Raw genomic sequence first — 26,265 nt, forward strand, 5'->3', positions numbered from 1 at the left:
GCATGCCCGGCGGCGGTCGGTTCACCCTACGACGAGTGCCGGGCGCTCAACTCGGGCGGGAGAGCGGCAATCCGGGCACAAGCATCGATCATGACCTGTTCCACCTCATCCGGAACCCTGTGCTCCTCGGCGGACTTGGCGAGAGCCAGTGCCGCCGTCTGCACGGTCAGGGCGCGGGCGGCGACGTCCAGCGCGGGCCACGGGTCGCCGTCGGCGCCCGTCGCGGGTCCCCCCGCGGCCCGGTAGGCGTCCAGGAAGCGGAACCAGACCTCGGGGGGCAGCAGCCCGGCCGCGTACCAGGCTGCGGGTCGCGCCAGGTCCCAGGCGGGATCGCCGGTTCCCGCGTCGTCGACGTCGATCAGCAGCCACGGGCCGTGCGGTGCGGGGTGCCGGACGAGCTGGCCCAGGTGCAGGTCTCCGTGGCAGAGGACACCCGCATGGTGCGCGGGGGCGGGGGCCTCGTCCCGGGCCCAGGGCGGCAGCCCGCGCCAGGCCGCCAGAACGGGGGCCGTGGCCGGGTCGCCCGACCGGGCCGCCCGCATCCGGGCCACGGCGAGGGCGGCCTTGGCCGGGCCGCGCATGGCCGGCGGCGCGGGCCGGTCCCCCCGGCTCCCGGTGCGGTGCAGGCGGGCCAGCAGAACCGCCGCCTCCTCCCACGGCGCCGCGTCCGGGTCGCCCGGGTCCACGGGCTCCCCGTACGGCCACAGGGTGACGGGGCGTCCGTGCAGCACGGCGAGACGGGGCGCGGCGGCATCCGCCCCGGCCGGGTCCGCGGCCGCCGGCAGGGGAAGGGGGGCGAGCAGGATGCCGGCCAGCCCGGGGCCGGCGGCCAGGGCGAGGCGGACGGACAGGCCGGCGGTGTCGGTGCCGGCGGCGTGGGCCTTGGCGACGACGGGGCCGCAGCGGACCACGGTGCCGTCCGCCCGGTCCGCGAGGACGACCGGCGGGGGGCAGGCGCAGCCGGGCTCCGGGCGGGCATGGGCCGCTTCGTGGGCGAGGGCGCCCAGCGCGCGTACGAGTGCGGTGGTCACGGACTCCCCCGGTGCACAGGATCGGCGGACGCGGATTGCGCCGCGCCCGCCGGAGAGCGTACGCGGATCGCCCCGGCCGAGCGGTGCACGGGGTGGACGCCTCGCGGCGCGGGTCCGTGCTCGGCGGCTCAGCGCGGACGACGGACGTGATCTCGGGGCCTCGCCGCACGCGCCCGTGCGGGAGAAGACCGCGTGGCCGGGCTTCCTTGCTCTGGGAAGAGGGGCCGCCGCACGGCCCCGGACAGCGCGATGTCCGGTCAGCTCCCCAGCTGACCGGACAAACGCTGCCGTCCGCCGCACCCCCGTCCCCACGGGGTTGTTGGCCGGATGTCCCGGTCCGGACCGCTCTTCCGGACCCGGGGCGCCGCTCAGCGCCCCAGCATCACGCCCACGGACGACGCCTGTGTGACCACCGCTTCCCAGCCGCCGAAGACGACTGCGAGCAGGGCCGCCAGAGGAAGAACCATGGCCGTCGCCACCAGGGGGTGGCGCGTGCCGGAGGACGGGCGGCCGCCGAACGAGGCGTAGGCCCTGCGTCCCTGCGTGCGGATCATCGCCCGCGCTGCCGTGTCCGCCATGGTTCCTCTCCTGACCTGTGTAGGGGCGGCGGGCGTGTGGCCTCGGGGGACGAGTGCGACGCCCGCCGCTTGACTTCAACATTAGGGATCCGGGAGGCGGGCGGCGTCATGCCCGCGTACCGAATGCCGGGCCTCCCGGAGGATGAGCCGTGGGTAGTCGGCGTACTCCCCTGGGTGGAGACGGCTCTACCGGATGTGGGGGTCGTCCCGGAGGGGAAGCGCGGAGGCGGCCTCCCTGGGACCGGTTGTCCGACCGGGGCGAGCGCCCTGGTCGCCATCAAGCGTGCGGTGCGGACCACGGAAGCCGATGGGGGCACCCCCCATGCCTTGCGGGCTATGGGGGAGGGTGACTTCACTCACTTCGACCGCTCCCCGGCGGATCGCGGTCTCCACCCTGCGCCCTGCCCTGGAGGCCGCCATTCCGTAGGTGCGGGTCGTGTCCCCGGCGTGCACGACTGTCTCGACTGGATCGCTCTTCAATGATCCAATCCCCCTTCTGCGACGGACCATTGAGATCCCGCACGGGCCGGGGAGCCTGGATCCGCGGCTCCCTGACCACTCCTCACGTTTCCCACCCGGCACTGACAATCGATTCTCCGGCGAGGGCGCGGCCTCTGAGCGCCCCGGGCGGCGGGTACGTAAGCTGTGCCTCGTCAGGCGGACGAGGCAGCGGGGATGGGCAGACATGGCGATGATGCGGCTCCGGCGCGAGGACCCGCGTGTCGTCGGCTCGTTCAGGCTGCACCGGCGGCTCGGGGCGGGCGGCATGGGTGTCGTCTACCTGGGCTCGGACCGGCGGGGCCAGCGGGTGGCGCTGAAGGTGATCCGCCCCGACCTGGCGGAGGATCAGGAGTTCCGCTCGCGGTTCGCGCGCGAGGTGTCCGCCGCCCGGCGGATCCGTGGCGGCTGTACGGCACGGCTGGTCGCGGCCGACCTGGAGGCGGACCGCCCGTGGTTCGCGACGCAGTACGTTCCGGGGCCCTCGCTGCACGACAAGGTGGCCGAGGAGGGCCCGCTGTCGGCGGCGGAGGTGGCCTCGATCGGGGCCGCGCTCTCCGAGGGGCTGGTGGCGGTGCACGAGGCGGGTGTCGTCCACCGTGACCTGAAGCCGTCGAACATCCTCCTCTCCCCCAAGGGCCCGCGCATCATCGACTTCGGGATCGCCTGGGCGACCGGCGCCTCGACGCTCACGCACGTCGGTACGGCGGTGGGCTCCCCCGGCTTCCTCGCACCCGAGCAGGTGCGCGGCGCGGCGGTGACACCCGCGACGGACGTCTTCTCCCTCGGGGCCACGCTGGCGTACGCGGCCATGGCCGATTCGCCGTTCGGCCACGGCAGTTCCGAGGTGATGCTGTACCGCGTGGTGCACGAGGAGCCCTCGCTGCACGACGTGCACGACGCGCTCGCCCCGCTGGTGAGCGCCTGCCTGGCGAAGGACCCGGAGGAGCGGCCCAGCACGCTCCAACTCTCCATGCGGCTCAAGGAGATCGCGGCGCGGGAGGCGCAGGGGCTGCATGAGAGCCGGCCGCCCGCCCAGCGTTCGGCTCAGGAGGCGGACCGGCCGACCGGGCGACTGGAGGGCCCGTACACCGAGCAGCAGACGCGCCGTGCGCCCGGCCCGGGTCCGGTGTCGCGGCCGCAGAACCGGCAGACGGGGTCACCGCGTCCGGCGTCGCCCCGCACCGGGGGTTCGCGTCCCCCGCAGCAGCAGCCGCGCAGTACGACAGGTGCGGGCAAGAGGCCGCGGGGCGCCGTCGGGACGAACGGCCGGCCGGGTACCCGGCCCGGTGCGCGCACGACCTCCACCGGCCGGCGTCCCGCGAATCCCCGGCTGCTGCGCCAGCGGCTGGTGGTCTTCGTCGTCGTGACGCTGCTGGTGGCGTTGGGCATCGCGGCGGCCCAGGGCTGCCAGGGGCCTCCACGTGGTCTCGGCGCGGGTCCGGATCAGGTGCGGAACGAGCAGCGGTCGTAGCGACCGGAGGCGGCTGCCCGCTGCCCCGGCGTTCCGATGTCCCCCACCCGGCGCGGCTACCGGCTGCCTTGCGTTCCAGCGCCGCTCCGGGGCTGTTACCGGCTGTCCGGGCGGCCCGTGGCGACCGCGTAGAACGCGACCGCGGCGGCCGCGCCGACGTTCAGCGAGTCGACGCCGTGGGCCATCGGGATGCGGACCCATTCGTCGGCGGCGACGAGGGCCTGCGTGGAGAGTCCGTCGCCCTCCGCTCCGAGCATCAGGGCCACCTGGTCCATCCGGTGCGGGGCGGCCTCCTCGATGCTGCTGGCCTTCTCGTCGGGTGTCAGCGCGAGGAGCTTGAACCCGGCTTCCCGTACGGTCTCCAGGGCCTTGGGCCAGGCGTCGAGGCGGGCGTAGGGGACGGAGAAGACCGCGCCCATCGAGACCTTGACGGAGCGCCGGTACAGCGGGTCCGCGCAGTCCGGGGAGAGCAGTACGGCGTCCATGCCGAGGGCGGCGGCGCTGCGGAAGATCGCGCCGATGTTCGTGTGGTCGTTGACGGCCTCCATGACGACCACGCGGCGGGTCGTACGGAGCAGCTCGTCGGCCGTCGGCAGGGGCTTGCGCTGCATCGAGGCGAGGGCGCCACGGTGCACGTGGTAGCCGGTGACGCGTTCGGCGAGCTCCGGGCTGACCGCGTACACGGGAGCCGGTACCTCGTCGATGACGTCGCGCATCAGGTCGACCCACTTCGCCGAGAGCAGCATGGAGCGCATCTCGTACCCGGCGTGCCTGGCGCGTCTGATCACCTTCTCCCCCTCGGCGATGAAGAGGCCCTCGGCGGGCTCTCGCCTGCGCCGGAGCTCGACGTCGGTCAGACCGGTGTAGTCGCTCAGGCGGGGGTCGTCGGGGTCGTCGACGGTGATGAGATCAGCCACAGGTTGATACTGCCTTGTCCGGTGTGGGGTGCCAACGGTCTGGGGGAAGATCCGTTACCGATGGTTACTCCGCGGCGCCGTTCGGGCCGACCGCGACGACGTCGCCGATGACGATGACGGCGGGCGGGCGGACGTCCTCGGCCACGGCTCGCTCGGCGACCGTCGCGAGCGTCGCGTCGACGCGGCGCTGGGCGGCCGTGGTCCCTTCCTGGACCAGCGCGACCGGGGTCTCGGGAGACCTGCCGTGGGCGATGAGCGTACGGGCGATGGCGCCGATCTTGTCGACGGCCATCAGGAGCACGAGGGTGCCGCGCAGCCGGGCGAGGGCCTCCCAGTCGACCAGCGAACGCGCGTCGTCGGGGGCGACATGGCCGCTGACCACGGTGAACTCGTGGGCGACCCCGCGGTGGGTGACGGGGATGCCGGCCGCGCCGGGGACGGAGATCGAGCTGGAGATGCCGGGGACGACGGTGCACGGGATGCCCTCGGCGGCCAGCGCCTGGGCCTCCTCCATGCCGCGTCCGAAGACGAAGGGGTCGCCGCCCTTGAGCCGGACGACGGCCTTGCCGGCCTTGGCGTGCTCGATCAGCGCGTTGTTGATCGCCTCCTGCGCCATGTAGCGGCCGTACGGGATCTTGGCGGCGTCGATCACCTCGACGTGCGGCGGGAGTTCGTCGAGCAGGTCGCGCGGGCCGAGCCGGTCCGCGATGACGACGTCCGCCTCGGCGAGGAGGCGGCGGCCCCGGACCGTGATCAGGTCGGGGTCGCCGGGGCCGCCGCCGACCAGGGCGACGCCGGGGTGGCGGGTGCGGTGGTGGGGGGCGGCGAGGGTGCCGTCCCGCAGGCCCTCGACGATGGCGTCGCGGACGGCGGCGGAGTGGCGCGGGTCGCGGCCGTGCGCGTCGGTGGTGAGGACGGCGACCGTCACGCCCTCGCTGCGGCCGGTGGCGGGGGTCCAGGCGGTGGCGGCGTCCGCGTTGTCGCTGCGGACGCACCAGGTGCGGGTGCGCTCGGCCTCGGCGGAGGCGGCGTCGTTGGCGGCCGTGTCGTCGGACGCGACGAGGGCGTACCAGGTGTCGGCCAGGTCCCCGTCGGCGTACGGGCGGCGCTCCCAGCGGATCTCGCCGGCGTCCGCCATCGCCTCGACGGACGGGGTGGCGGCGGGTGAGACGAGGACGATGTCGGCGCCGGCCGCGATGAGGGCGGGGAGCCGGCGCTGCGCGACCTGGCCGCCGCCGACGACGACTACGCGGCGCCCGCTCAGGCGCAGTCCGACGGGGTACGCGGGGTGATCGGCGTGCTCGGCCATGGCGGTGCGGGCTCCTCGTGCGATGCGGGGGCTGCGGGCCGCTGCGGCGGTGGAGCGGCTGTGACGTGCGGGGTTCACGATACGGGGTGGGGGCGGGGCCCTGCGGGGCTCCGCCCCCGGGCCCCGCAGCCTCGACCCCCGGCGGGCTGGTTCTCTGCTACTTCTCCGTGACGCCGGCCGAGTCGAACGTGGCCACCTCGTGCATCGCGCGGGCCGCGCTCTGCACGATCGGGAGCGCCAGCAGCGCGCCCGTGCCCTCGCCGAGGCGGAGGTCGAGGTCGACGAGCGGACGCAGACCCAGCTTGTTGAGCGCGGCGACGTGGCCGGGCTCCGCGCTGCGGTGGCCCGCGATGCAGGCGGCCAGTGCCTCGGGCGCGATGGCGCGCGCGACGAGGGCCGCGGCGCCCGCGCTCACGCCGTCGAGGATGACCGGCGTGCGGAGCGACGCCCCGCCGAGCAGGAACCCGGCCATCGCCGCGTGCTCCAGGCCGCCGACGGCCGCGAGTACGCCGATGGGGTCGGCCGGGTCGGGCTGGTGCAGGTCGAGGGCGCGGCGCACCACGTCGATCTTGCGGGCGTGCATCTCGTCGTTGATGCCGGTACCGCGACCGGTGACCTCGGACGGGTCCATCCCCGTGTACACGCAGATCAGGGCGGCCGACGCCGTGGTGTTGGCGATGCCCATCTCCCCGGTCAGCAGGCCCTTGTTGCCTGCCGCGACCAGATCGCGGGCGGTCTCGATGCCGACCTCGATCGCGGCCAGTACCTCCTCGCGGGTGAGCGCGGGGCCCGTCGTGAAGTCCGCCGTCCCGGCGCGCACCTTGCGGGGCAGCAGGCCGGACTGCGCGGGCAGGTCCGTGGCCACGCCGACGTCGACGACGCACACCTCGGCGCCCACCTGGGCCGCGAAGGCGTTGCAGACGGCGCCGCCGCCGAGGAAGTTGGCGACCATCTGGCCGGTGACCTCCTGCGGCCACGCGGTGACGCCCTGGGCGTGCACACCGTGGTCGCCCGCGAAGATCGCGACCGCGGCGGGCTCGGGGATCGGCGGCGGGCACATCCGGGAGAGTCCGGAGAGCTGCGCCGAGATGATCTCCAGCATGCCGAGCGCACCGGCCGGCTTCGTCATCCGCTTCTGGCGCTCCCACGCCTCGCCGAGCGCCTTGGCGTCCAGGGGCCGGATGCCGGCGATCGTCTCCTGGAGCAGGTCGTGCGGTTCCTCGCCGGGCAGGGCCCGGCGTCCGTACGTCTCCTCGTGGACGACCCAGGACAGCGGGCGGCGCTTGGACCAGCCCGCCTGCATCAGCTCGGGCTCCTCCGGGAACTCGTCGACGTACCCGACACAGAGGTACGCGACGACTTCGAGGTGCTCGGGCAGACCCAGGGCACGGACCATCTCGCGCTCGTCGAAGAAGCTGACCCAGCCGACGCCGAGGCCCTCGGCGCGCGCGGCGAGCCACAGGTTCTCGACGGCGAGGGCCGAGGAGTACGGGGCCATCTGCGGCTGGGTGTGCCGGCCGAGGGTGTGGCGGCCGCCGCGGGTGGGGTCGGCGGTGACGACGATGTTGACGGGGGTGTCGAGGATCGCCTCGATCTTCAGTTCCTTGAACTGCTTCGCCCGCGCCTTGGGGAGCGACTGCGCGTAGGCCTCGCGCTGGCGCTGCGCCAGTTCGTGCATGGAGCGGCGGGTCTCCGCGGAACGGATGACGACGAAGTCCCACGGCTGCGAGTGGCCCACACTGGGCGCCGTGTGGGCGGCCTCCAGGACTCGCAGGAGCACCTCGTGCGGGACGGGGTCGCTGCGGAAGCCGTTGCGGATGTCGCGGCGCTCGCGCATGACGCGCAGTACGGCCTCGCGCTCGGCGTCGTCGTAGCCCGGCGCGGGGGGCGAGACGGCGGGCGCCTGTCCGGCCTCCGCGGCCGGGGCCTCGCCGGAGTCCTGCGGGGCTGCGGGTGCGTCGGCCGTCGCGGGCTCGGTCGCGGCCTCGGGTCGCGTGGGCTCGGGCTGGTTGACCGTCAGGTCCGGGGTCTCGATGACCTCGGGGCCCGGCTCCGGCGCGGACTCGGTGAGCTCGGGGCCCGGTGCGGACCCGGTGACGGGGTGCGGCGCGGGCTCGGTGAACTCGGGAGCCGGGGCGGACTCGGTGAGCGCCGGCTCGGTGGGCTCCGGAGCCGGGGCGGGCTCGGTGGCGGGGTGCGGCGCGGGGGTCTCGACGACCGGCTCCCTCGCCGCTCCGGCCGGTCCGGACTCCGCGACGACGGCTGCCGCCTCCGGAGCCGGGTGCGCCGGCTGCTCGGCCGCGGGCGTCGGGGCCAGGTGCGGCGTGGTCGGAAGGGAGCCCGCCACGGGGACGAACCGGCCCAGCGACGCTCCGTCGGGAACCGGCTCCACCGGCGGCCGCACAGGGGCCGCGGCCTCGAACGGGGCTTCTTCGGCCTGCGCCTCGTGGGCGGGTGCGGCCTCGAAGGGCAGGGCCTCGGCGACCGGCTCCTCAGCCGGTGCGACCTCGACCGGGGCCACGGGCTCTGCGGGCGCGGGCTCGAAGACCGGCTCCTCCCCACGCGCGACCTCGACGGGTGCGGCCTCGACGGGTGCGGCCTCGACGGGTGCTGCCTCGACGGGTGCTGCCTCGGCCATCACTGCCTCAGACGGCGCGGCCTCGGCGGGGGCCTCGGGCTCGGCGACCGCGACGGTGTCAGCGGGCGCCGCTTCGACGGGGGCCGGGGCGGCCTGCGCGGGCACGGCTTCCTCCGGCGCCTCCGCCCGAGCGGTCTCCTCCAGGGCCTCGGCCGGAATCCCGGCCGCTACGGGCCCGGCCGCCGGCCCGTCCGCCACCACGGGCGCGGGCTCGACGGGCGCGGTCTCCACGGGCGCGGTCTCCACGGGCGCGGTCTCCACGGGCGCGGTCTCCACGGCCACCGGCTCGGCCGGCGCCACGTCGACGCGCACCTCCTCGACGGACTGCGCGACCGGCGCGGGCCCCTCTGCCTGCGTCCCGGCCACGGGCTCCTCGGCCGTCGGCTCCGCGCCGGCCGCCTCCGGGACGACCGTTTCTGCTGCCGACGGCTCCGGAACCGACGGCTCCGCCTCCGCGGCGGGAGGAGCGGCAACGGGTGCGGCGGGCTGCTGCGGGGCGTGGGCCGCCCACTGGCCCGCCCCCTGCGGCGGGATCTGGCCGAGCTGGGGGCCCGGGAGGGCTGCCGCCTCGTCGGCCGGCAGCTCGAAGTACTCGGGTTCGGCGGTGGCCGGGCCGGCGTGCCGTGCGGGCGACTGCACGGCCGCCTGCGGCTGGGCCTGCGGCCGCGACGTACCGGCCGGCCCCCGGTCGGCCAGGGAACGGACCACGCCGCCACCCGACGTACCACCGTAGGAAGGGCCGGATTCGGCGGAGGGGCCGCGGTGCAGCGGGCGGCGCGCGGGCGCCTGGGCCTGCGCCGCGGGGACCTGGGCCTGCGCCGGTGCCGGGACGGGCGACGGAATGCGCACGCCGCCGAGGTCGACATGGCCGGAGTTCCGGCCACCGGACTCATGGGTCCCCTGGGCGGGCTCCTCGAACGACGCTCCGGCCTGCTGCATGGCGTAGACCGGGGCCTGGGCCTGCTCCGGGAACGGGACTCCCCCGTCGCCCTGAGACTGCTGCGCGGGAGCGTGCTGGTACGCCGGGCCCTGCTCGGCCGGCGGGGCCTGCACCGCCTGGGGTTCGCTCCAGGCGCCCTGGGGGCTCGGCATCAGCAGAAGGTCGTCGTCCTCGGACACGTGCTCGGAGGGGTCGAGGAAGGTGTAGTCGCCAGGGGCGGGGATGCCCTGCTGCTCCACCATGCCTGCGTTCTCCGGCAGTCCCTCGCCCGGGATCTGGCCGGTGTCACTCATGCGTACCCCTCGCCCATCGTCAGTGCTCCTTCGGCCCTTCGCCCGGGACGCCCCGACACCGCACGCCGGTGCTCGTCCCAAGGGACGGGCGGGCGCGCCGCGCGGCACGAGTCGGTCGCGGACATACTGCATTCTCGCGGCCGTTCGCCGCCGCGGCAGGTCATTTCGCCACGGCTCGCTGTGGACTGCGCCACGTTGCGCGTCCCCCGGATCTGCCGTACCACAACGGGGGTCAAAACAGTCCCCTTTTCCGGACATTGACGAACGAAGCGACGAACGTCCGGGCGCGGTGCAACGATCGGCCAGCCTACCTCGCACCGTATGCCGACGGGTCAGGGGGCAAGGTCCGAACGCAGTGCGGACAGCAGAAAGACGACCGTGCGTTCGCGCTCCGCCCATGCAGCCGTGTCGAGTTCGACGGACTGGAGGAGGGAGCAGGCGACCGTGTATCCGTTCTCGGTGAGGGCCGCCCCCAGTGCCTCGGCCTCGTCCCGGGTCGACGCGTGCGTCACGATCCGCTCGGGCCTGCGGGCGGCGACCGCGGTGACGACCGGGGCGCCGCCGCCTCCGATCCGTACGACATCCGGCTCGGGCAGCCGTTCCAGTACGTGGGGCGCGCGGCCCTCGACGACCTGGAGTTGCACTCCGAAGGCCCGGGCCGCCGCGGTCGTGCGGGCGCAGGCGTCCCGATCACTGTCGACGGCGAGGACGGCCGCGCCGAAGCGGGCCGCCTCCACGGCCAGGGCCCCGCTGCCGGAGCCGATGTCCCAGAGCAGGTCGCCGGTCCGGGGCCCGAGGTGGGCGAGTTGGGCGGCCCGGAGTCCGGGCGCCTCGCCCTCGCCGCTGCCGCCGCCGGCGTCCGTTCCGGCGCCCCGGTAGGCGTCGGCCGGCAGCGCCCAGCCGCGTACGCCCTGGGGGTAGGCGGGGTGGCGGCCCGCGATCCAGGCTCCCTCCGCCCGCTGTTCGGGGCCTCCCCCGATGACGATGACGACGTTGGGGTCGCGCCAGACGTGATCGGCCGCGGCATCGGAGGTGACGACGGTGACCTGTTCGCGGTCGGTGCCGAGTTCCTCGCAGATGACGAAGGTGCGGTGGACGCCTTCGAGCAGCAGGGCGAGTTCGGCGGGGCCCGCGCCGGGCGAGGTGAGGACGGCGACCTTGTGGTGGGCGCGGCAGACGTTCACGGCGCGGCGCAGGGTGCGGGGGTGGGCGACGACCGTCTGGGCGTCCTCCCACGGCATGCCGGCGCGGGCGAAGGCGGTGGCGACGGAGGAGACGGCGGGCACGACTTCCACTTCGAGGCCGTGCTCGGGGGCGCGCAGGGTGCGGACGACGCCGAAGAACCCGGGGTCGCCGTCGGCGAGGACCACGGCGCTGCCGCGGTGGCCGGCGATGCGGCGGGCCGCGAGGTCGACGGAACCGAGCCGGATCCGCTCCGCGCCGTGCGGGATTTCGGGCAGGGCGAGGTGGTGGGCGGCGCCGGCGACGAGGGTGGCGGCCGAGAGCGCGGCGGTGGCCGCTCTGGTCAGTGGCGAGCCGTCCCAGCCGATCACTGTGACCCGGTCGGCCATCTGTCGTCAGTCTCCTGGTGTTGTCGCAGGTGGGGCAGGGCGCCCGGGGCCGGGCAGGGTGAGGCTACCTGGTCCGGACCAGTGCGGCGTCGGTGCCCCGGGAAAGTCGGATGCTCTCAGTTCCAGTCGTTGTAGGTGCCGTAGCCGCCGGCGTCGGCGAGCTCTTCCGCCACCCCTTCGAGGTCCTCGGGAAGCAGGCCCCAGACGATCAGGTCGGTCCTGATGTCGGTCCACCCTCCGTCCTCGGTCTGTGAGCGGGCTATGCGGGCGTTGCGCAGGACGCCCTCGCTGATGCAGCCGAGCTTCTGCGCGACCTGCTGGGAGGCGGTGTTGTCGGCGGCGGTGCGCAGTTCGATGCGCTCGAAGGCCTGGTCGCGGAAGAGCCACTGGGCCACGGCCAGCACCGACTCGGTGGCGTAGCCCTCGCCGCGCGCCCACGGGGCGGTGATGTAGGCGGCCTCGGTGGCGCGGGTGCGCCAGTCGGTGTTGCGCAGCCGCACCGAGCCGACGAGCCGCTGGGTGAGGAACTCGGTGACGGCGAGCACGATGCCGTCGCCCTTGGTGCGCTGTGCGGGAGCGATCCTGCGGACCCAGCGTTCGGCGTCGACCTGGGTGTAGGGGTGGGGCGCCTCGGTCCAGGCGATGACGAGTTCGTCGTTCATCATCTCGATGTACGCGGGGATGTCCGCCATGTCGAACGGGCGCAGCACCAACCGGTCCGTGCTGATGGAGATGTCCGGAAAGGTGGAAGTCATGCGCAGCTCCATGCCGAAGACCGTGTAAAGGCACAGCATGCAGCATCGGGCGTGCCTCGCGCATGGCCGGGTCCGCACGGCGGAGCCCCGCACACCCGGGCGGGGTGTGCGGGGCTCCGCGGGCAAGTGCCGCGCCGGGGTCAGGACTTGGCTGCGGTACCGAAGGCCGGGACGACCGAGCCCTGGTAGGTGTCCTCGATGAACTTCTTGACCTCGTCGGAGTGGAGGAGCTTCACGAGCTTCTCGACGCGGGCGTCCCTCTCATTGCCCTTCTTGACGGCGATGATGTTGGCGTACGGGTTGCCCTCGGCCTTCTCCAGCACCAGGGCGTCCTTGGCGGGCTTGAGGCCGGCCTCGATGGCGTAGTTGCCGTTGATGACGGCGGCGTCCACGTCGTTCAGGGCGCGGGGGACGGTCGCGGCCTCCAGCTCCTTGAACTCCAGGCCCTTCTTGTCGGTGATGTCGCTCAGCTTGGCGCTGGTGCCGACACCGTCCTTGAGGGTGATCAGGCCGTTCTCGGCGAGCAGCTGGAGCGCGCGGCCCTCGTTGGTGGTGTCGTTCGGTACGGCGATGGTCTGGCCGGACTTGACGTCGCCCAGGCCCTTGACCTTCTTGGAGTAGAGGCCGAGGGGCTCCAGGTGCACGGTGCCGACGGACACCAGGTGGGTGTCGTTCTTCTTGTTGAAGTCGTCCAGGTAGGGCTGGTGCTGGAAGAAGTTGGCGTCGACCTGGCCGGTCTCGGTGGCGGTGTTCGGCAGGACGTAGTCCGTGAACTCCTTGACCTCCAGCTTGAGGCCGGCCTTGGCCGCCAGGTTCTTCTTGACGAAGCCCAGGATGTCGGCGTGCGGCGTCGGCGACGCGGCGACGACGAGGGCCTTGGAGGTGTCGGCCTCGGCGCCGGTCCCGGCCTTGGACGCCGGGTCGGAGTCCGTCCCGCAGGCGGTGAGGCCGAAGGCGAGGGCGGCGGTGGCGGCGGCAGCCGCGGTGATCTTGATGTTCTTACGCACGAAGAGTGCCTCTTTCAGGTGGTGATGGTGGTACGCCCGGACAAGGAGTGCGGGCTCGGAGGAGAGAAGTTCAGGAGGTGCGGCCGCGGCGGGCCAGCAGGCGTACGGCTCCGTCGCCGATCAGCTGGATCACGGTCACGATGACGATCAGCAGCGCGACGGTGATGAGCATGAACTGGTTGTCGAAGCGCTGGAATCCATAGGTGACGGCCTTGGATCCGAGCCCTTCGCCGCCGACCGCCCCGGCCATCGCGGAGTAGCCGATGAGCACGATGAGGGTGGTGGTGACGCCGGAGACGAGCGAGGGCAGCGCCTGCGGCAGCAGGACCTTGCGGACGATCGTCGGGATCGAGCCGCCCATGGACTGGACGGCTTCGACGAGCCCGTGGTCGACCTCGCGCACCGCGGTCTCGACGAGACGGGCGAAGAAGGGGATGGCGCCGACGGCGAGCGGCACGATCATCGCGGTCGGGCCGATGAAGGTGCCGACGACCCAGGTGGTGAAGGGGATCAGGGCGATCAGCAGGATGATGAAGGGAAGCGACCGGCCGATGTTCACGATCACGCCGATGACCTTGTTCACCGGCGTGTTCTGCAGCAGTCCGCCCTTGTCGGTGAGGACGAGCAGCACGCCGAGCGGCAGTCCGGCCAGGATGGTGACGGCCGCGGACCACAGCACCATGTAGAGGGTGTCGATAGTGCCCTGCGTGAGCAGCGGCTGCATTTCCGACCAGGTCACTTCGCCACCTCCTTGGTGAGCGGTGCGGGGACGGTGACGGATGCGGTTTCGACGACCTCGGCCTGCAGGCCCTGCTCGCGCAGGAAGCCGATCGGGACGACGTTCTCCTCGAACCGGCCGGGCAGCTCGATGCGCATCCGGCCGATCTGCTTGCCGCCGACGGTGTCCATCGCGGCGCCCAGGATCGAGATGTCGATGTTGTACGTACGGGAGAGCTGCGAGATCACCGGCCGGCCGGCGGCGTCCCCGTGGAAGGTGACGTCGACGACCGTGCGGTCGGGGCCGGAGGCGGTGCCGCCGACCGGGAACAGTTCGTGGGCGAGTTCGGAGCCCGGGGTGGCGAGGAGGTCGCCGACGGTTCCGGACTCGACGATGCGCCCCTTCTGCATCAGCGCGGCGGAGTCGCAGATCGTCTTGACGACGTCCATCTCGTGCGTGATGAGCAGGACGGTGAGGCCGAGCTGCTGGTTGAGGTCGCGCAGCAGCTGGAGGATGGAGCGGGTGGTCTCGGGGTCCAGGGCCGAGGTCGCCTCGTCCGAGAGCAGCACCTTGGGGTCGCCGGCGAGGGCGCGGGCGATGCCGACACGCTGCTTCTGGCCGCCGGAGAGCTGGCCCGGGTAGGCCTTGGCCTTGTCGGCGAGGCCGACGAGGTCGAGGAGTTCGAGCGCCTTGCGGGTCCGTTCGCGGCCGGTGACGCCGAGGATCTCCAGCGGGAGTTCCACGTTGTCCCGGACGGTGCGGGAGGCCAGCAGGTTGAAGTGCTGGAAGACCATGCCGATGCGGCTGCGCGCCTCACGCAGTTCCTTGCCGGCCCGGCGGCCGCGGCCCGCGAGTGCGGTGAGGTCCTGGCCCGCGACGGTCACGGTTCCGGAGGTCGGACGCTCCAGCAGGTTGACGCAGCGGATGAGGGAGGACTTACCGGCGCCGCTCTGCCCGATGACGCCGAACACCTCGCCCTCGCGGACGTGCAGGTCGACTCCGTCCAGAGCGGTGACCTCACGGCCGCGCGACTGGTAGACCTTCGTGAGGCCCGTAGTGGTGATCACAGGGTTTCCGTCACTGTCGAGTGCGCGGCGCGGTGTCCGCCGGGCACGGGGCATTCGTCCGGTGAGACTGTCCGGACGTTTCGATCGGACGTTCCGAGCGGGGTTCCGGCACGGCCGGACACGGCGGTGGCCGCGCGGCGGCGTGCCGGGAGACGCGTTCCGCTGGGTGCGGACGGCTCGGGCTCGGTCTCGCTTCGGGGCGCGAGGCTCAGGCGTGGGCCCTCAGAAGGCGCGCATTCGACACATACAACGAGCACCGGGCGTCGTGATCGCCTCGGTCGCAAGGGTGCGGCTGCTCGTCGTGGTCATGCGCCCAGTAAAACAGACGTGAGCTTCCCGCCGGACCGGCTGTCCGGATAGCGGACAGCCGTGGATGGTGCCACGCCGCCAACCGAACGACTGGGACGCACTCCCTTCTCAACGCTGTGACCTGCGAGGACGTGAGACACGACCCCGGGATGGCACCGGTCTCCACCGACCTCGGGCACCGGGAGTGTGGTCAAGACCACGACCTGCGTCCCGGCCGTCCGCCCGCAGCGGCCCGCCCGGCCGCGCGGCCCGGCACGCGCCTCCGCTTCGTCCGGCGGCGGCGGTGCGGGCACGGGGGCGCACGCAGCGGGCCCCGCGGCCCGTAATACCCTCGGCTCATGCTTGACGCCCTGACGATCGCGGTCGGCGTGGCCGCCCTCGCCCTCGCCGCCTGGTGCGGATTCGCCGCCTACCGGGACCAGCCGACCAAGGACTGGCACTTCATCGGGATGGCCGTGGTCTCGCTGCTGGCCTTGTCCCAGCTGGTGGTGGGGATCGTGCAGCTGGCCCGCGGCGAGCGGCCGGAACAGGGCATGACCATCTTCCTCGCGTATCTGATCGGGGCCTTCCTCGCCGTGCCGGCGGCGGGCTTCCTGTCGCTGAGCGAGCGGACCCGCTGGGGTTCGGTGACGGTGGCGGCGGGCGCGGTCGTGCTGGCCGTTCTCGAAGTACGGCTCTACGACATCTGGGGAAACTGACCGTGACCGACACCGACCGCACCACCGCAGCGGCCCCCGGCGGGAAGCAGCCCTTCGATCTGGGCACCGGTCCCGGGCGCGTACTGGTCTGGTTCTACGGCGTGTTCACCGTGGCGGCCGCCTCCCGCGCGATCGTCCAGATGATCCTGGACTTCGGGAAGGCGCCGCTGTCCTACGTGCTGTCGGCGGCGGCCGCCGCCGTCTACGGCTTCATCACGTACTCGCTGGTGCGCGGGGGCGAGAAGGCGCGGCGCACTGCCCTGGTGTGCTGTGCCGCCGAGCTCGCCGGGGTGCTGATCGTGGGCACGTGGACGCTGGTCGAGCCGTCGGCGTTCTCGGACGCGACGGTCTGGTCGTACTGCGGGCGGGACTACCTGTTCATCCCGGTGATCCTTCCGGTCACCGGGATGATGTGGCTGCGCCGCGCCAGGCCGGCCGGCTAGGGCGTGTTTCGAAAGTAGCGCCGTCCGCCCTGAGGGCGGGCTCGGCGGCGCCTGGTGCGTGCGATCGCAAGGCGGAGGGTCGCCCCGATACTGGCTGTATCGGGGCGACCCCGACAACGCGGCGAGTGTGCGTGCCAGGCGTCGCCGAGCAGGCGGGACTTTCGAAACACGCCCTAAGGGCTGTCCCGCAATTCCTGGCGGGCGCACGACGACAGCCACGGCACCTCGCCGCGTTGTCGAAACGCCCGAATACATCCAGTATGCGGGCGCCTCTCCGCCTTGCGATGCACCGCATCTGACGCCGCGCGCTGATCCACCAGGAATTGCGGGACAGCCCTTAGGCGCTCGTCACGTACGCGGGCGCCGAGGCCTCCTTCTCCAGCAGGATCATCCGGACGCCGTCCTGCCCGGTGGCGTTGCCGACGGGGGCGTAGCCCGCGCGCCGGTAGAGCCGCAGATTGCCTTCGCTCCGGTGTCCGGTGTGCAGCCGGAAGCGGGTGGCCGACCGCTCGTCGGCGAGTCCGGCCTCCGCAGCGCCCAGCAGGCGGGCGCCGAGGCCGTGCCCCCGGAGCCGGGGGTGGACGCAGAGTTTCCCGATCTGCCCGGTCCCGTCCTGGTCCGCCGACCCGCGTACCGAGCCGACGACCTCCTCGCCGAGCCGCGCCACGAACACCAGGTTCGTGGCTATTTCGGCGCGTACCGAGTCGAGGGTCTGGACGAGCGGGTCGATCCGGTAGTTCCCGTACAGCTCCGCCTCGCTCTGAAAACAGAGGTACTGGAGTTTCAAGATCTGTTCGGCGTCCTGTGCCTTCGCCGCCGAGATGATCACGCTCATGCCCATCTGCGCATACCTCTCGCTCACCTGATCCGCCGGTTGTCTACCGCTCCTTTCCCCGCAGTTCAGGAGCTACAACCTCCGCCGCCAGCATTCTGCGCAGACATCCAAGGCATCGGGAACGGATCGGTCCCAAACTCCCCTGTGACATACCCAACTCCCCTGCGATTTCGCGGTAGGTGAGGTCGGCCGGGGAGAAGAGCGCGCGCAGTAAGCGCGGGCAGGGAGCGGGGAGACGGTCCACCGCGGCGTGCAGCACGCGGCGTTGGTCGGCACCGAGGACGGCCCGCTCGGGGCAGCCGGAGGGGTCGGCGGCGCTCTCGTCGCGGTAGGGGCTCTCGCGCCGGGCGGTGCGGCGGGCCCGGCGGGCCTCCGACCTGACGGTGTCCCGGACCCAGCGGGCGGGGTCCGCCGGCAGCCCCCTGCCCGCCGCCCGTTCCAGCAGCCGCAGCCAGACGGCCTGTTCGAGGTCGGCGGGGTCGACGGCGGCGCCGGTGGCGGATGCCGCGGCCTCCGCGCTCGCCTCGGCCCTGACCAGCGGATGCAGGAGGCGGACGAGGGCGGCGGCGCCCGGTGCGGGCAGGGTCTGAGGAAGATCGAGAAGCGTCACGCCCCCACCCGACCCGGTATACCGGCCCCCGGTCGCCGAACCCGCCGGGACCACCCGACCGGGGCACGCCCCGGCCGGGTGCTGACGTCCGGGGCCCCGGCCCCGCTACTTCGCGGCGAAGTCCGCCGCCGCGAGGAGCGCCGTGTCCGGGTTGTCGGAGAAGATCCCGTCGATGCCGGTGGCGAAGTACGCGGCGAAGGCGCCGAAGGCGTCCCCGTAGGCGCTGGGGTCCGTGCCCCGGCGGAAGTCGGCGGGCAGGAAGGTGTTCTCGTTGCGCATCGTGTACGGGTGGAGGATCAGGCCCTGCGCGTGTGCGTCCCGGACCAGGGTGGTGGGAGTGGTGAGCCGGCCCGATCCGTCCTTGGGGACGATCAGGTCGAGGGTGGGGCCGATGCCCTGGGCGAAGGAGGCCATCCACGCCAGGCCGGCGGGCTTCACCAGGTCGTCCGTGGTGCGCGGGTCGCCGGAGGTCACGAAGTCCCAGGGCTTGGAACCGGCGCCCGAGAGCAGCACGACGCGCGGGGTGGCGACGAGCTTCGCCAGCCGCTGGACGCTGCCGGGCTCGAAGGACTGGAGGATGAGCGGCGACTGCGCGCGGTGCCGGCCGTAGCGGCGCAGCAGTCTGGCGAGCGGCTCCTCAAGACCGAGGCCCAGACCGCGGAAGTAGGTGGGGTGCTTGGTCTCGACGTACAGCCAGACGGGCTTCCCGCGCCTGCGGCCCTCGCGGTCGGCCCAGCGCAGCACCTCCTCGAAGGTGGGGATCTCCCAGCGGCCGTCGTACAGCGTGTTCTTCTGGCGGTTGCCGGGGATGCGCTCCTTGGCCCGCAGCGTCTTCAGTTCGGCGAGGGTGAAGTCTTCGGTGAACCAGCCGGTCAGGGCGGCGCCGTCGACCGTCTTCGTCGTCCGGCGGCCGGCGAACTCGGGGTGGGCGGACACATCGGTGGTGGCGGTGATGTCGTTCTCGTGACGGCACACGAGATGGCCGTCGCGGGTCGGCACCAGGTCCTGTTCGATGATGTGCGCGCCCATGTCGAGGGCCAGCTGGTAGGAGCCGAGCGTGTGCTCGGGCCGGTAGCCGCTGGCGCCGCGGTGTCCGATGACGGTCGGCACCGGCAGGCCGAGGCCGTGGCCGCCGTGCCCGCCGGACTTCCCCACCTGCTTCCCGGCCGCCTGCGCCGTCCCGGTCGCTCCGAGCGCGGCGGCGCCCAGCACCGCCGCCCCCGCGCCGATGACGGTCCGTCGTCCCGGGGCGGCCTGCCCACGCTCTGTCATGAATGCTCCTCGCATGTGATGTCCGGCACCTGTCCGGCGAGGACCGAGCGTAGGCAGCGGGGCGGTCCGGACGGCGCCATCTGGACGAACATGGCGCAAATACACGTCAACACTGCGTATCCACTGGGTGAACCCGATGTGCGATCGGCCGGTACCCGCGAGTATCGTCCTCACCTGCATGGACCGTCACCATCCGTCGCCCCCGGCCGGCCCGGCCACTACACCGGAGGAACCGTTGTCCCGACTCGCACTCATCAAGGCAGTGCTCGGACCGATCCTGCGTCTGATGTTCCGTCCGCGGATGGAGGGCATCGAGAACATTCCGGGATCCGGGCCGGTGATCCTGGCGGGCAACCACCTGACGTTCATCGACTCGATGATCATGCCGATCTGCTGCGACCGTCCGGTGTTCTTCATCGGCAAGGACGAGTACGTCACGGGCAAGGGACTCAAGGGCCGGCTGATGGCCTGGTTCTTCACGGGCGTCGGCATGATCCCGGTGGACCGCGACGGCGGCCGCGGTGGTGTCGCGGCGCTGATGACGGGCCGCCGGGTGCTGGAGGAGGGCAAGGCCTTCGCGATCTACCCCGAGGGCACCCGCTCCCCCGACGGCCGCCTCTACCGGGGACGCACGGGCATCGCGCGGCTGACGCTGATGACGGGCGCCCCCGTGGTGCCGTTCGCGATGATCGGCACGGACAAGCTGCAGCCGGGCGGTTCCGGTCTGCCTCGGCCGGGCAAGGTCACCGTCCGCTTCGGCGAGGCGATGGAGTTCTCGCGTTACGAGGGCATGGACCGCGACCGCTATGTGCTGCGGGCGGTGACGGACTCCGTGATGGCCGAGGTGATGCGGCTGTCGGGCCAGGAGTACGTGGACATGTACGCGACGAAGGCCAAGGCCGCCTGAGGCGCGCAGCCCGACGGCACAAGCGCGGGAAGGGCCCGTGCCCCCGGTTTCCGGGGGCACGGGCCCTTCCCCGTGCCCGCGTCAGTCGTGCACGATGCCTTCCTCCAGTTCCTGGTCCCGCAGCAGGAACCAGGCGGCGACCGCCGTCGCCATGAGCACGACCGCGCCGATGGCCGATGCGGCCCCCAGCCCGTCGACGAAGGCGTCCTGTGCGGCGGAGACCAGGGTCGTCGCCTCGGCTTCGGGAAGCGATGCGGACGCCTCGACCGCGCCACCCAGTGACTCGTGGGCCGCCGTCGCGACGTCGGGCGGGGTCCCGGCCGGGGCGTTGAAGCCCTGGTAGACCCCGGTGACGATGGATCCGAGCAGGGCGATACCGAGGGCGGCTCCCAGTTCGTACGCCGTTTCGGAGACCGCGGACGCGGAGCCGGCGTGCTCCTTCGGGACGCTGGAGAGGATCACGTCGGAGGTGACCGTGAAGGCGAATCCCGCACCCACCCCCACGACCAGCAGGAGCGCGCCGATCAGCGGATAGGCGGTGTCCTTGTGGACGGCGGCGACCGCGGCCAGCGCCAGACCGATCCCGGCGAGACCGCCGGCCACCACCGACCGCACGGAGAAGCGGCGGGCCGTGGTGCCGGCCAGCAGACCCGCGGTGACCGCGCCGACGGCCGCGGGCAGTTCGGCGAGTCCCGCTTCCAGGGGCCCGCGGCCCTGGACCAGCTGAAGGAACTGGGAGAGGAAGAAGACCAGGCCGGAGAGGCCGAGGATGGTCAGCAGGTCGGCGAGCACCGCGCCGGAGAAGCCTCGGTGGTGGAAGAGCCGCATGTCGAGCAGCGGGGCGGGGAGCCGGAACTGCCGGCGTACGAACCAGACGAGCGCCGCCAGGCCGCCGAAGCCCGAGACCGCGACCTGCCAGCTCCCGCCGTGCGCGGCGAGCTCCTTGACGGCGTAGACGACCCCGACCATGCCGACCAGGGAGAGCACCACGCTCATCGGGTCCCACGGTCCCGGCGCCGGGTTCTTCGACTCGGGGATCATCTTGATCCCGACCACCACGAGCACCGCCATGACCGGCAGGTTGATGAGGAAGACCGAGCCCCACCAGAAGTGTTCCAGGAGGAACCCGCCGACGACGGGTCCGACGGCAGCGCCCGCCGACGCCATCGCGCCCCAGATGCCGATGGCGAGGCTCCGCTCCCGCGCGTCGTGGAAGAGGTTGCGGATCAGGGCGAGGGTGGACGGCATCAGGGTGGCGCCGGCGACACCGAGCAGGGCCCTCGCGAGGATCATCATCTCGGGCGTCTGGGCGTACGCGTTGAGCACGGAGACCGCGCCGAAGGCGGTGGCTCCGCAGAGCAGCAGCTTCTTACGGCCGATGCGGTCACCGAGGCTGCCCATCGAGACCAGGAGTCCGGCGATGACGAAGGAGTAGACGTCGCCGATCCAGAGCAGCTGGGTGGCGGTCGGTTCGAGGTCCTCGCTGAGGAACGGGGTCGCGAGGCCCAGCACGGTGGCGTCGACCGCCACCAGCAGCACGGCGAGGACGAGTACGGCCAGCGCGATCCACCGCCCGGGGCGGTACAGCTCGGGCGAGGGCTCCGGTTGCCGTTCCATGCTGCTCATTGCTCCACGCTCCGGCGTGCGCCGCCGAGCAGCAACTCGACGATCATGTACGCGAAGTCCTGCGCGGCCACCCGGCCCGCCTGAACGGCCCACGCGGCGCTGCTGATGAGCCCGTAGAGCGCTTCGGTCAGCCAGGCCGGAGCCAGGTCGATGCGGATCTCGCCGCGCTCCTGGCCGCGCCGGAAGAAGGCGGCGACCCGGGCGTCGAGACGGTCCCAGCCGTCGTTCTGCTCGTCGCCCTCGAAGAGCTGGTTCTCGGTCACGAGGAAGGAGAGGAGCCCGGCGCTCGGCTCGATGGCGGCGACGAACCGGCGCAGCGCCTCCTCCGAGGTGCCCTCGTCCAGCAGCGCGGCGTCGAGGGCCGCCTCGAACTCCTGGATCCCCAGCTCCTCCAACGCTCTGACCAGGGCATCCCGTCCGGCGAAGTGCCGGTGCAGCGTGGCCCGGCCGATGCCGGCGGCCTTGGCGACCTCGTCCATGGTGGCCGTCGATTTGCGGGTCAGCAGGGCGGCGGCGCTGCGCAGCACCTGCTCTCGATCAAGAGACATGAGACGACACTAGCCCATTTGAGACGTCAATGTCTCACTGAAAACGGGCTCGCGCCACCCGTCCGGCCCGGAGGACCATGGCGGCATGAAGCCGCTGCTGCTGATCGACATCGACGGTCCGCTCAATCCGTACGCGGCACTCTCCCGCCGCCGCTCGCCGCAGGGATACACCCGCCACCTCATGCGGCCGACAGGGTGGACCGACGGCCCGGCGCTGCCCGTCCTGCTCAATCCGGAGCACGGCGGTGAGCTGCTCGCGCTGGCCGGCCGCTACGAGCTGATCTGGGCGACGACCTGGAAGGACGAGGCGAACGAGTGGATCGGGCCGCGCCTGGGACTCCCCGCTCTGCCGTACATCGACTGGCCGGACATGCACGGCGCCGCCCCGGCCGGGACGTACTGGAAGACGCGGTACGTCGTCGACTACGCGGCCGGGCGGCCGTTCGCCTGGGTCGACGACGAGATCACCGGGCAGGACCGGGCGTGGGTCGAGGAGCACGGGGCGGGCGAGCGGAGCCTCCTGCTGCGCGTCGATCCCCGGGTCGGCCTGGAGCGGACCGACTTCGACGCCCTGGCGGCCTGGGCGGACGGCCGGGAAGCGGCCGGCTGACCGCTCCCCCGCCCGGTTCCGGGGCGCGGGACGGTTCCCGGGCCCGGCCCCTCAGTCGTTGAGGAGAACCAGGTCGAGCCCGGGCAGCTGTGCCGGATCGTTGATCACGAACAGTTCGGCCACCTTCCCGCGCTCGATCGTGAACCGCATGACCGAGAAGCGCTGCCCCTCCACCTCCGAGACGACCGCCGGGGCGCCGTCGAGAGTCGCGAACCGCACCGACCGGGCGAAGGGGGCGAACATGAGCGCCTGCCGGGCCACATTCGCGGCCCCGCGCACGAGCGGGCCCGCTCCCGCCGCCCCCTCGGACCGGGCCACGACATCCGGGTCGAGGACGGCGACGAGCGCGTCGAAGTCGCCGCCGCGGGCGGCCGCGAGGAAGGCGTCGACGACCTCGCGGCGGCGTCCCGCGTCGGGGTCGGGCACCGGGTCGGCGCCCCGCACCCGGCGGCGGGCCCGGCTGGCGAGCTGCCGGGCGGCTGCCGGGGTGCGGTCCACGATCCGGGCGATCTCGTCGAACGGCACCGCGAACATGTCGTGCAGCACGAACGCCAGCCGCTCGGCCGGGTCCAGTGTTTCCAGCACGACGAGCAGCGCGAGGCCCACCGAGTCGGCCATCAGCGCCTGCTGCTCCGGGTCGGCCCCGGGCCGCGGGCCGAGGGCCGGCCCGGGCACGTCGGCCTCCGCCGCCCCGGTCTCCAGGGGCTCCTCGCGCCGGGAGCGGCGCGAGCGCAGGATGTCCAGGCAGACGCGCCCGACGACGGTGGTCAGCCAGCCGCCCAGGTTGTCGATCGCCGCGCTGTCGGAGCGGCCGAGGCGGATCCACGCCTCCTGGACGGCGTCCTCCGCCTCGCTGTCGGAGCCGAGCATCCGGTACGCCACCGCCCTGAGACGGCTCCGGTTCTCCTCGAAGCGCGCCGCCAGCAACTCGTTTCCGTCCACAGCCGGTCCTCCCGCGTCGTGTGCCGTCACCACCCTGACGTACTGGAGCAGCCCGATGTGACGGAGGTGCGGGGAGTGTTCAGCTCCAGGGGAGCGACGCGCGGTGCCGCCAGTACGCCTCGGGTTCCTCCACCAGCGCGTCCAGCCGCGCCCTGCGTTCCTCGTCGAGGTCGAGGACGGCCGCGTGGAGGTTGCCGGAGAGCTGGTTCACGGTCGCCGCACCGGAGAGCACGACACCGGCCCAGGGCTGGTGGAGGACCAGAGCCAGGGCGACCGCGTCGCTGCCGAGACCCTCCTCGTCGGCGATCTCCCGCATCACGGCGGGGGCCTCCGTACCCGCGAGCCGACCGTTGGCCATGGCTTCCTTCACGATCACGGTGAGCCCCGCGGCATGGGCCTCGGCGAGCGCCGGTCCGGCCGAGGTCTCCAGGGCGTTGTAGGTGGCCTGGACCGTACGGAAGAGGGGTTCGCCGTCCACCGTGACGGCGAGGGCGGCGCGGATCGCGTCGGCCTGGTCCGGTCCGCTGGTGGAGAGTCCGACGCTGACCCCTTCGGCGGCGAGCGCGGCGAGGCGGGCGTGCAGTTCCTTGTCGGTGAGCGCCGGGCTGTCGGGGGTCACCGAGTGGATCTGGTAGAGGTCGAGCCGGTCGCCGAGCAGGGCGGCGGTCTCCGCGCGCTGGCGGTCGAAGGTGGCGAGGGTGTGGTCCTTGACCTCGTGCGCCTGGGCGTCGACGCTCCATCCGGCGGTGTAGGTGTAGCCCCACTTGCTCCCGATGACGACGTCGCGGACCTCCGGCCGGGCGGTCAGCCAGTCGCCGAGGAACTCCTCCGAGCGGCCGTAGGAGCGGGCGGCGTCGAAGTACCGGACGCCCTGCGCGTACGCGGCGTCGAGCAGTTCGTGCGTACGGCCGCGCAGCGCGTCCACGGTGCGGTCGCCGGGCAGATCGCGGTCGCGGTGCAGGTTGATGTAGCCGGGCCTGCCGACCGCTGCCAGGCCGAGCCCGATGTGAGCGGTCGGGGTGGTCGCTGTGGTCAGTCGGGCGAACGGCATCGCGGGCTCCTCGTCGTGGGCAGGAATCTCGGCTACCCCCAACGTAGCCCGCGATGCCTGTCCGGCTACTTGCGGGCGGCCGCCCAGGCGTGCTGTGTCGCCAGGTCCGCCTTGACCTCGGCGAGCTGCACGGCGACCGCCGAGGGTGCGGTGCCGCCGCGGCCGTCGCGGGAGGCGAGTGCGCCGGCCACGTTGAGGACCGTGCGGACCTCGGGGGTGAGGTGCTCGGAGATCTTCGCGAACTGCTCGTCGCTCAGCTCGTCGAGCTCGATGCCGCGGCTCTCGCACTCCTTGACGCACTCACCGGCGACCTCGTGGGCCACACGGAACGGCACGCCCTTCTTGACCAGCCACTCGGCGATGTCGGTGGCGAGCGAGAAGCCGGCCGGGGCCAGCTCCTCCATGCGCGCGCGGTTGACGGTGAGGGTGGCCATCATTCCGGTGAAGGCGGGGAGCAGGACTTCGAGCTGGTCGCAGGAGTCGAAGACCGGCTCCTTGTCCTCCTGGAGATCGCGGTTGTACGCGAGCGGCAGGGCCTTGAGCGTGGCCATGAGGCCGGTCAGGTTTCCGATGAGCCGTCCCGACTTGCCGCGCGCCAGTTCGGCGATGTCCGGGTTCTTCTTCTGCGGCATGATCGAGGAGCCGGTGGAGAAGGCGTCGTGCAGGGTGACGAAGGAGAACTCCTTCGTGTTCCAGATGATGATCTCCTCGGCGATCCGGGAGAGGTTGACGCCGATCATCGCGGTGACGAACGCGAACTCGGCGACGAAGTCCCGCGAGGCCGTGCCGTCGATGGAGTTGCCCACCGAACCGCCCTCGAAGCCGAGGTCCGCGGCGACCGCCTCCGGGTCGAGCCCGAGCGAGGAGCCGGCGAGGGCTCCGGAGCCGTACGGGGAGACGGCGGTCCGCTCGTCCCACTGGCGCAGCCGCTCCGCGTCCCGGGACAGGGACTGCACATGGGCCAGGACGTGGTGGGCGAAGAGCACCGGCTGGGCGTGCTGGAGGTGCGTACGGCCGGGCATGGCCACGTCCGGGTGCGCCTCGGCCAGGCCGACGAGGGCGTCCTGGAGTTCGGCGATCAGCCCGCCGATGATGCGGGCGTGGTCGCGCAGGTACATCCGGAAGAGCGTGGCGATCTGGTCGTTGCGGGAGCGTCCCGCGCGCAGCTTGCCGCCGAGGTCGGGACCGAGGCGCTCCAGCAGTCCGCGCTCGAGCGCGGTGTGGACGTCCTCGTCGGCGATCGTGCCGGTGAAGGAGCCGTCGGCGACATCGGCTTCCAGCTGGTCGAGCCCGGCGGTCATCCGCTTCAGCTCGTCCTCGGTGAGCAGGCCCGCCTTGTTCAGGGCGCGCGCGTGGGCGCGGGAGCCGGCGATGTCGTACGGGGCGAGCCGCCAGTCGAAGTGGACGGACGCGGACAGCCTGGCCAGCGCCTCGGCCGGACCGTCCGCGAAGCGGGCGCCCCACAGACGTACGTCGCCGTTGCCGTTGCCGTTGCTCACTGCGTGCTCCTCGGGAGAACCAGGGGGTTGGATGTGCGAGCGCTTTCCCGTGCGAGAGTGCGGCCTCGGACACGGATGCCTGCTCACAGCGCGATCCACGGTGCAGCCACTGCCGCAAT

23 protein-coding genes and 1 pseudogene are annotated in these 26,265 nt (G+C 72.9%); 5 read left to right on the top strand and 19 right to left on the bottom strand.

All coding sequences use genetic code 11. The features are described 5' to 3' along the window. Nucleotides 1-26: 26 nt before the first annotated feature. From E6R60_RS17460 to E6R60_RS37470, 3 genes and pseudogenes are all read right to left on the bottom strand, one after another. The gene (locus E6R60_RS17460) at nt 27-1,031 is read right to left on the bottom strand and encodes an aminoglycoside phosphotransferase family protein (protein ID WP_136327489.1); all 1,005 of its coding nucleotides are present in this window, start codon (nt 1,029-1,031) and stop codon (nt 27-29) included. A gap of 368 nt (nt 1,032-1,399) precedes the next feature. After that, entirely contained in the window at nt 1,400-1,609 is a 210-nt protein-coding gene (locus E6R60_RS17465) for a hypothetical protein (RefSeq protein ID WP_136327490.1), read from the bottom strand. 186 nt (nt 1,610-1,795) lie between these two features. Next, nucleotides 1,796-2,089: pseudogene (locus tag E6R60_RS37470) on the bottom strand (hypothetical protein). A 205-nt stretch (nt 2,090-2,294) separates the two neighbouring features. Here E6R60_RS37470 and E6R60_RS17475 point away from each other — a divergent pair. Next, on the top strand, nt 2,295-3,581 hold the full coding sequence (locus tag E6R60_RS17475) for a serine/threonine-protein kinase (protein ID WP_136327491.1): 1,287 nt from the start codon (nt 2,295-2,297) through the stop codon (nt 3,579-3,581). A gap of 95 nt (nt 3,582-3,676) precedes the next feature. Here the strand turns inward: E6R60_RS17475 and E6R60_RS17480 are convergent, their stop codons facing one another. From E6R60_RS17480 to E6R60_RS17515, 8 genes are all read right to left on the bottom strand, one after another. Beyond that, the gene (locus tag E6R60_RS17480) at nt 3,677-4,498 is read right to left on the bottom strand and encodes an RNA methyltransferase (RefSeq protein WP_136327492.1); all 822 of its coding nucleotides are present in this window, start codon (nt 4,496-4,498) and stop codon (nt 3,677-3,679) included. Between the two features lie 64 nt (nt 4,499-4,562). Continuing rightward, nucleotides 4,563-5,807: a uroporphyrinogen-III C-methyltransferase gene (cobA, locus tag E6R60_RS17485; RefSeq protein WP_136327493.1), complete on the bottom strand. Its 1,245-nt coding sequence runs from the start codon at nt 5,805-5,807 to the stop codon at nt 4,563-4,565. Nucleotides 5,808-5,964: 157 nt separating this feature from the next. After that, nucleotides 5,965-9,678: a nicotinate-nucleotide--dimethylbenzimidazole phosphoribosyltransferase gene (cobT, locus tag E6R60_RS17490; protein WP_136327494.1), complete on the bottom strand. Its 3,714-nt coding sequence runs from the start codon at nt 9,676-9,678 to the stop codon at nt 5,965-5,967. 332 nt (nt 9,679-10,010) lie between these two features. Next, nucleotides 10,011-11,249, bottom strand: coding sequence for a precorrin-6y C5,15-methyltransferase (decarboxylating) subunit CbiE (gene cbiE, locus E6R60_RS17495; protein ID WP_136327495.1), 1,239 nt, complete (start codon nt 11,247-11,249; stop codon nt 10,011-10,013). 116 nt (nt 11,250-11,365) lie between these two features. Then, the gene (locus E6R60_RS17500; protein ID WP_136327496.1) at nt 11,366-12,043 is read right to left on the bottom strand and encodes a GNAT family N-acetyltransferase; all 678 of its coding nucleotides are present in this window, start codon (nt 12,041-12,043) and stop codon (nt 11,366-11,368) included. Between the two features lie 101 nt (nt 12,044-12,144). Then, nucleotides 12,145-13,011: a MetQ/NlpA family ABC transporter substrate-binding protein gene (locus E6R60_RS17505; RefSeq protein WP_136327497.1), complete on the bottom strand. Its 867-nt coding sequence runs from the start codon at nt 13,009-13,011 to the stop codon at nt 12,145-12,147. Nucleotides 13,012-13,081: 70 nt separating this feature from the next. After that, nucleotides 13,082-13,750 (bottom strand): methionine ABC transporter permease, encoded by a 669-nt coding sequence (locus tag E6R60_RS17510; RefSeq protein WP_136327498.1) that lies wholly within the window; start codon nt 13,748-13,750, stop codon nt 13,082-13,084. Further along, on the bottom strand, nt 13,747-14,796 hold the full coding sequence (locus E6R60_RS17515) for an ATP-binding cassette domain-containing protein (protein WP_136327499.1): 1,050 nt from the start codon (nt 14,794-14,796) through the stop codon (nt 13,747-13,749). Before E6R60_RS17515 ends, E6R60_RS17510 begins: the two co-directional genes overlap by 4 nt. Nucleotides 14,797-15,443: 647 nt before the next feature. Between E6R60_RS17515 and E6R60_RS17520 the strand changes: the two genes are divergently transcribed. Next, the gene (locus E6R60_RS17520) at nt 15,444-15,803 is read left to right on the top strand and encodes a hypothetical protein (protein WP_136327500.1); all 360 of its coding nucleotides are present in this window, start codon (nt 15,444-15,446) and stop codon (nt 15,801-15,803) included. Nucleotides 15,804-15,805: 2 nt separating this feature from the next. Next, nucleotides 15,806-16,246, top strand: a complete 441-nt coding sequence (locus E6R60_RS17525; protein WP_136327501.1) for a hypothetical protein — start codon at nt 15,806-15,808, stop codon at nt 16,244-16,246. A gap of 337 nt (nt 16,247-16,583) precedes the next feature. Here the strand turns inward: E6R60_RS17525 and E6R60_RS17530 are convergent, their stop codons facing one another. The 3 genes from E6R60_RS17530 to E6R60_RS17540 form a co-directional block, all read right to left on the bottom strand. Further along, entirely contained in the window at nt 16,584-17,087 is a 504-nt protein-coding gene (locus E6R60_RS17530) for a GNAT family N-acetyltransferase (protein ID WP_136327554.1), read from the bottom strand. Nucleotides 17,088-17,124: 37 nt separating this feature from the next. Then, nucleotides 17,125-17,691 carry a sigma-70 family RNA polymerase sigma factor gene (locus tag E6R60_RS17535; RefSeq protein ID WP_136327502.1) on the bottom strand — a complete coding sequence of 189 codons (567 nt, stop codon included), beginning with the start codon at nt 17,689-17,691 and terminating at the stop codon, nt 17,125-17,127. A 105-nt stretch (nt 17,692-17,796) separates the two neighbouring features. Further along, on the bottom strand, nt 17,797-18,963 hold the full coding sequence (locus tag E6R60_RS17540; RefSeq protein ID WP_136327503.1) for a glycerophosphodiester phosphodiesterase: 1,167 nt from the start codon (nt 18,961-18,963) through the stop codon (nt 17,797-17,799). A gap of 235 nt (nt 18,964-19,198) precedes the next feature. On the opposite strand from E6R60_RS17540, the gene E6R60_RS17545 reads away from it, so the two are divergent. Continuing rightward, nucleotides 19,199-19,870: a lysophospholipid acyltransferase family protein gene (locus tag E6R60_RS17545; RefSeq protein ID WP_136327504.1), complete on the top strand. Its 672-nt coding sequence runs from the start codon at nt 19,199-19,201 to the stop codon at nt 19,868-19,870. An 81-nt stretch (nt 19,871-19,951) separates the two neighbouring features. On the opposite strand, the gene E6R60_RS17550 is transcribed toward E6R60_RS17545, so the two are convergent. Together E6R60_RS17550 and E6R60_RS17555 are read right to left on the bottom strand one after the other, a co-directional pair. Further along, nucleotides 19,952-21,496 (bottom strand): MFS transporter, encoded by a 1,545-nt coding sequence (locus E6R60_RS17550; protein ID WP_136327505.1) that lies wholly within the window; start codon nt 21,494-21,496, stop codon nt 19,952-19,954. Beyond that, complete coding sequence (locus tag E6R60_RS17555) at nt 21,493-22,044, bottom strand: TetR/AcrR family transcriptional regulator (RefSeq protein ID WP_136327506.1); 552 nt, start codon at nt 22,042-22,044, stop codon at nt 21,493-21,495. The genes E6R60_RS17550 and E6R60_RS17555 overlap by 4 nt, the downstream gene beginning before the upstream one ends. An 85-nt stretch (nt 22,045-22,129) precedes the next feature. Here E6R60_RS17555 and E6R60_RS17560 point away from each other — a divergent pair, with 85 nt between their 5' ends. Further along, the gene (locus E6R60_RS17560; RefSeq protein WP_136327507.1) at nt 22,130-22,654 is read left to right on the top strand and encodes an HAD domain-containing protein; all 525 of its coding nucleotides are present in this window, start codon (nt 22,130-22,132) and stop codon (nt 22,652-22,654) included. A gap of 51 nt (nt 22,655-22,705) precedes the next feature. Here E6R60_RS17560 and E6R60_RS17565 read toward each other — a convergent pair whose 3' ends face one another. The 3 genes from E6R60_RS17565 to argH form a co-directional block, all read right to left on the bottom strand. Continuing rightward, nucleotides 22,706-23,596 (bottom strand): sigma-70 family RNA polymerase sigma factor, encoded by an 891-nt coding sequence (locus E6R60_RS17565; protein ID WP_136327508.1) that lies wholly within the window; start codon nt 23,594-23,596, stop codon nt 22,706-22,708. A gap of 79 nt (nt 23,597-23,675) precedes the next feature. Beyond that, entirely contained in the window at nt 23,676-24,647 is a 972-nt protein-coding gene (locus E6R60_RS17570) for an aldo/keto reductase (RefSeq protein WP_136327509.1), read from the bottom strand. Nucleotides 24,648-24,712: 65 nt separating this feature from the next. Beyond that, a complete protein-coding gene (gene argH, locus E6R60_RS17575; protein ID WP_136327510.1) occupies nt 24,713-26,146 on the bottom strand; it encodes an argininosuccinate lyase in 1,434 nt (477 codons plus the stop codon). Between the last annotated feature and the right edge of the window lie 119 nt (nt 26,147-26,265).

Origin of the sequence: Streptomyces sp. A0642 (assembly GCF_004795105.1) — a bacterium.
GTDB lineage: Bacteria > Actinomycetota > Actinomycetes > Streptomycetales > Streptomycetaceae > Streptomyces.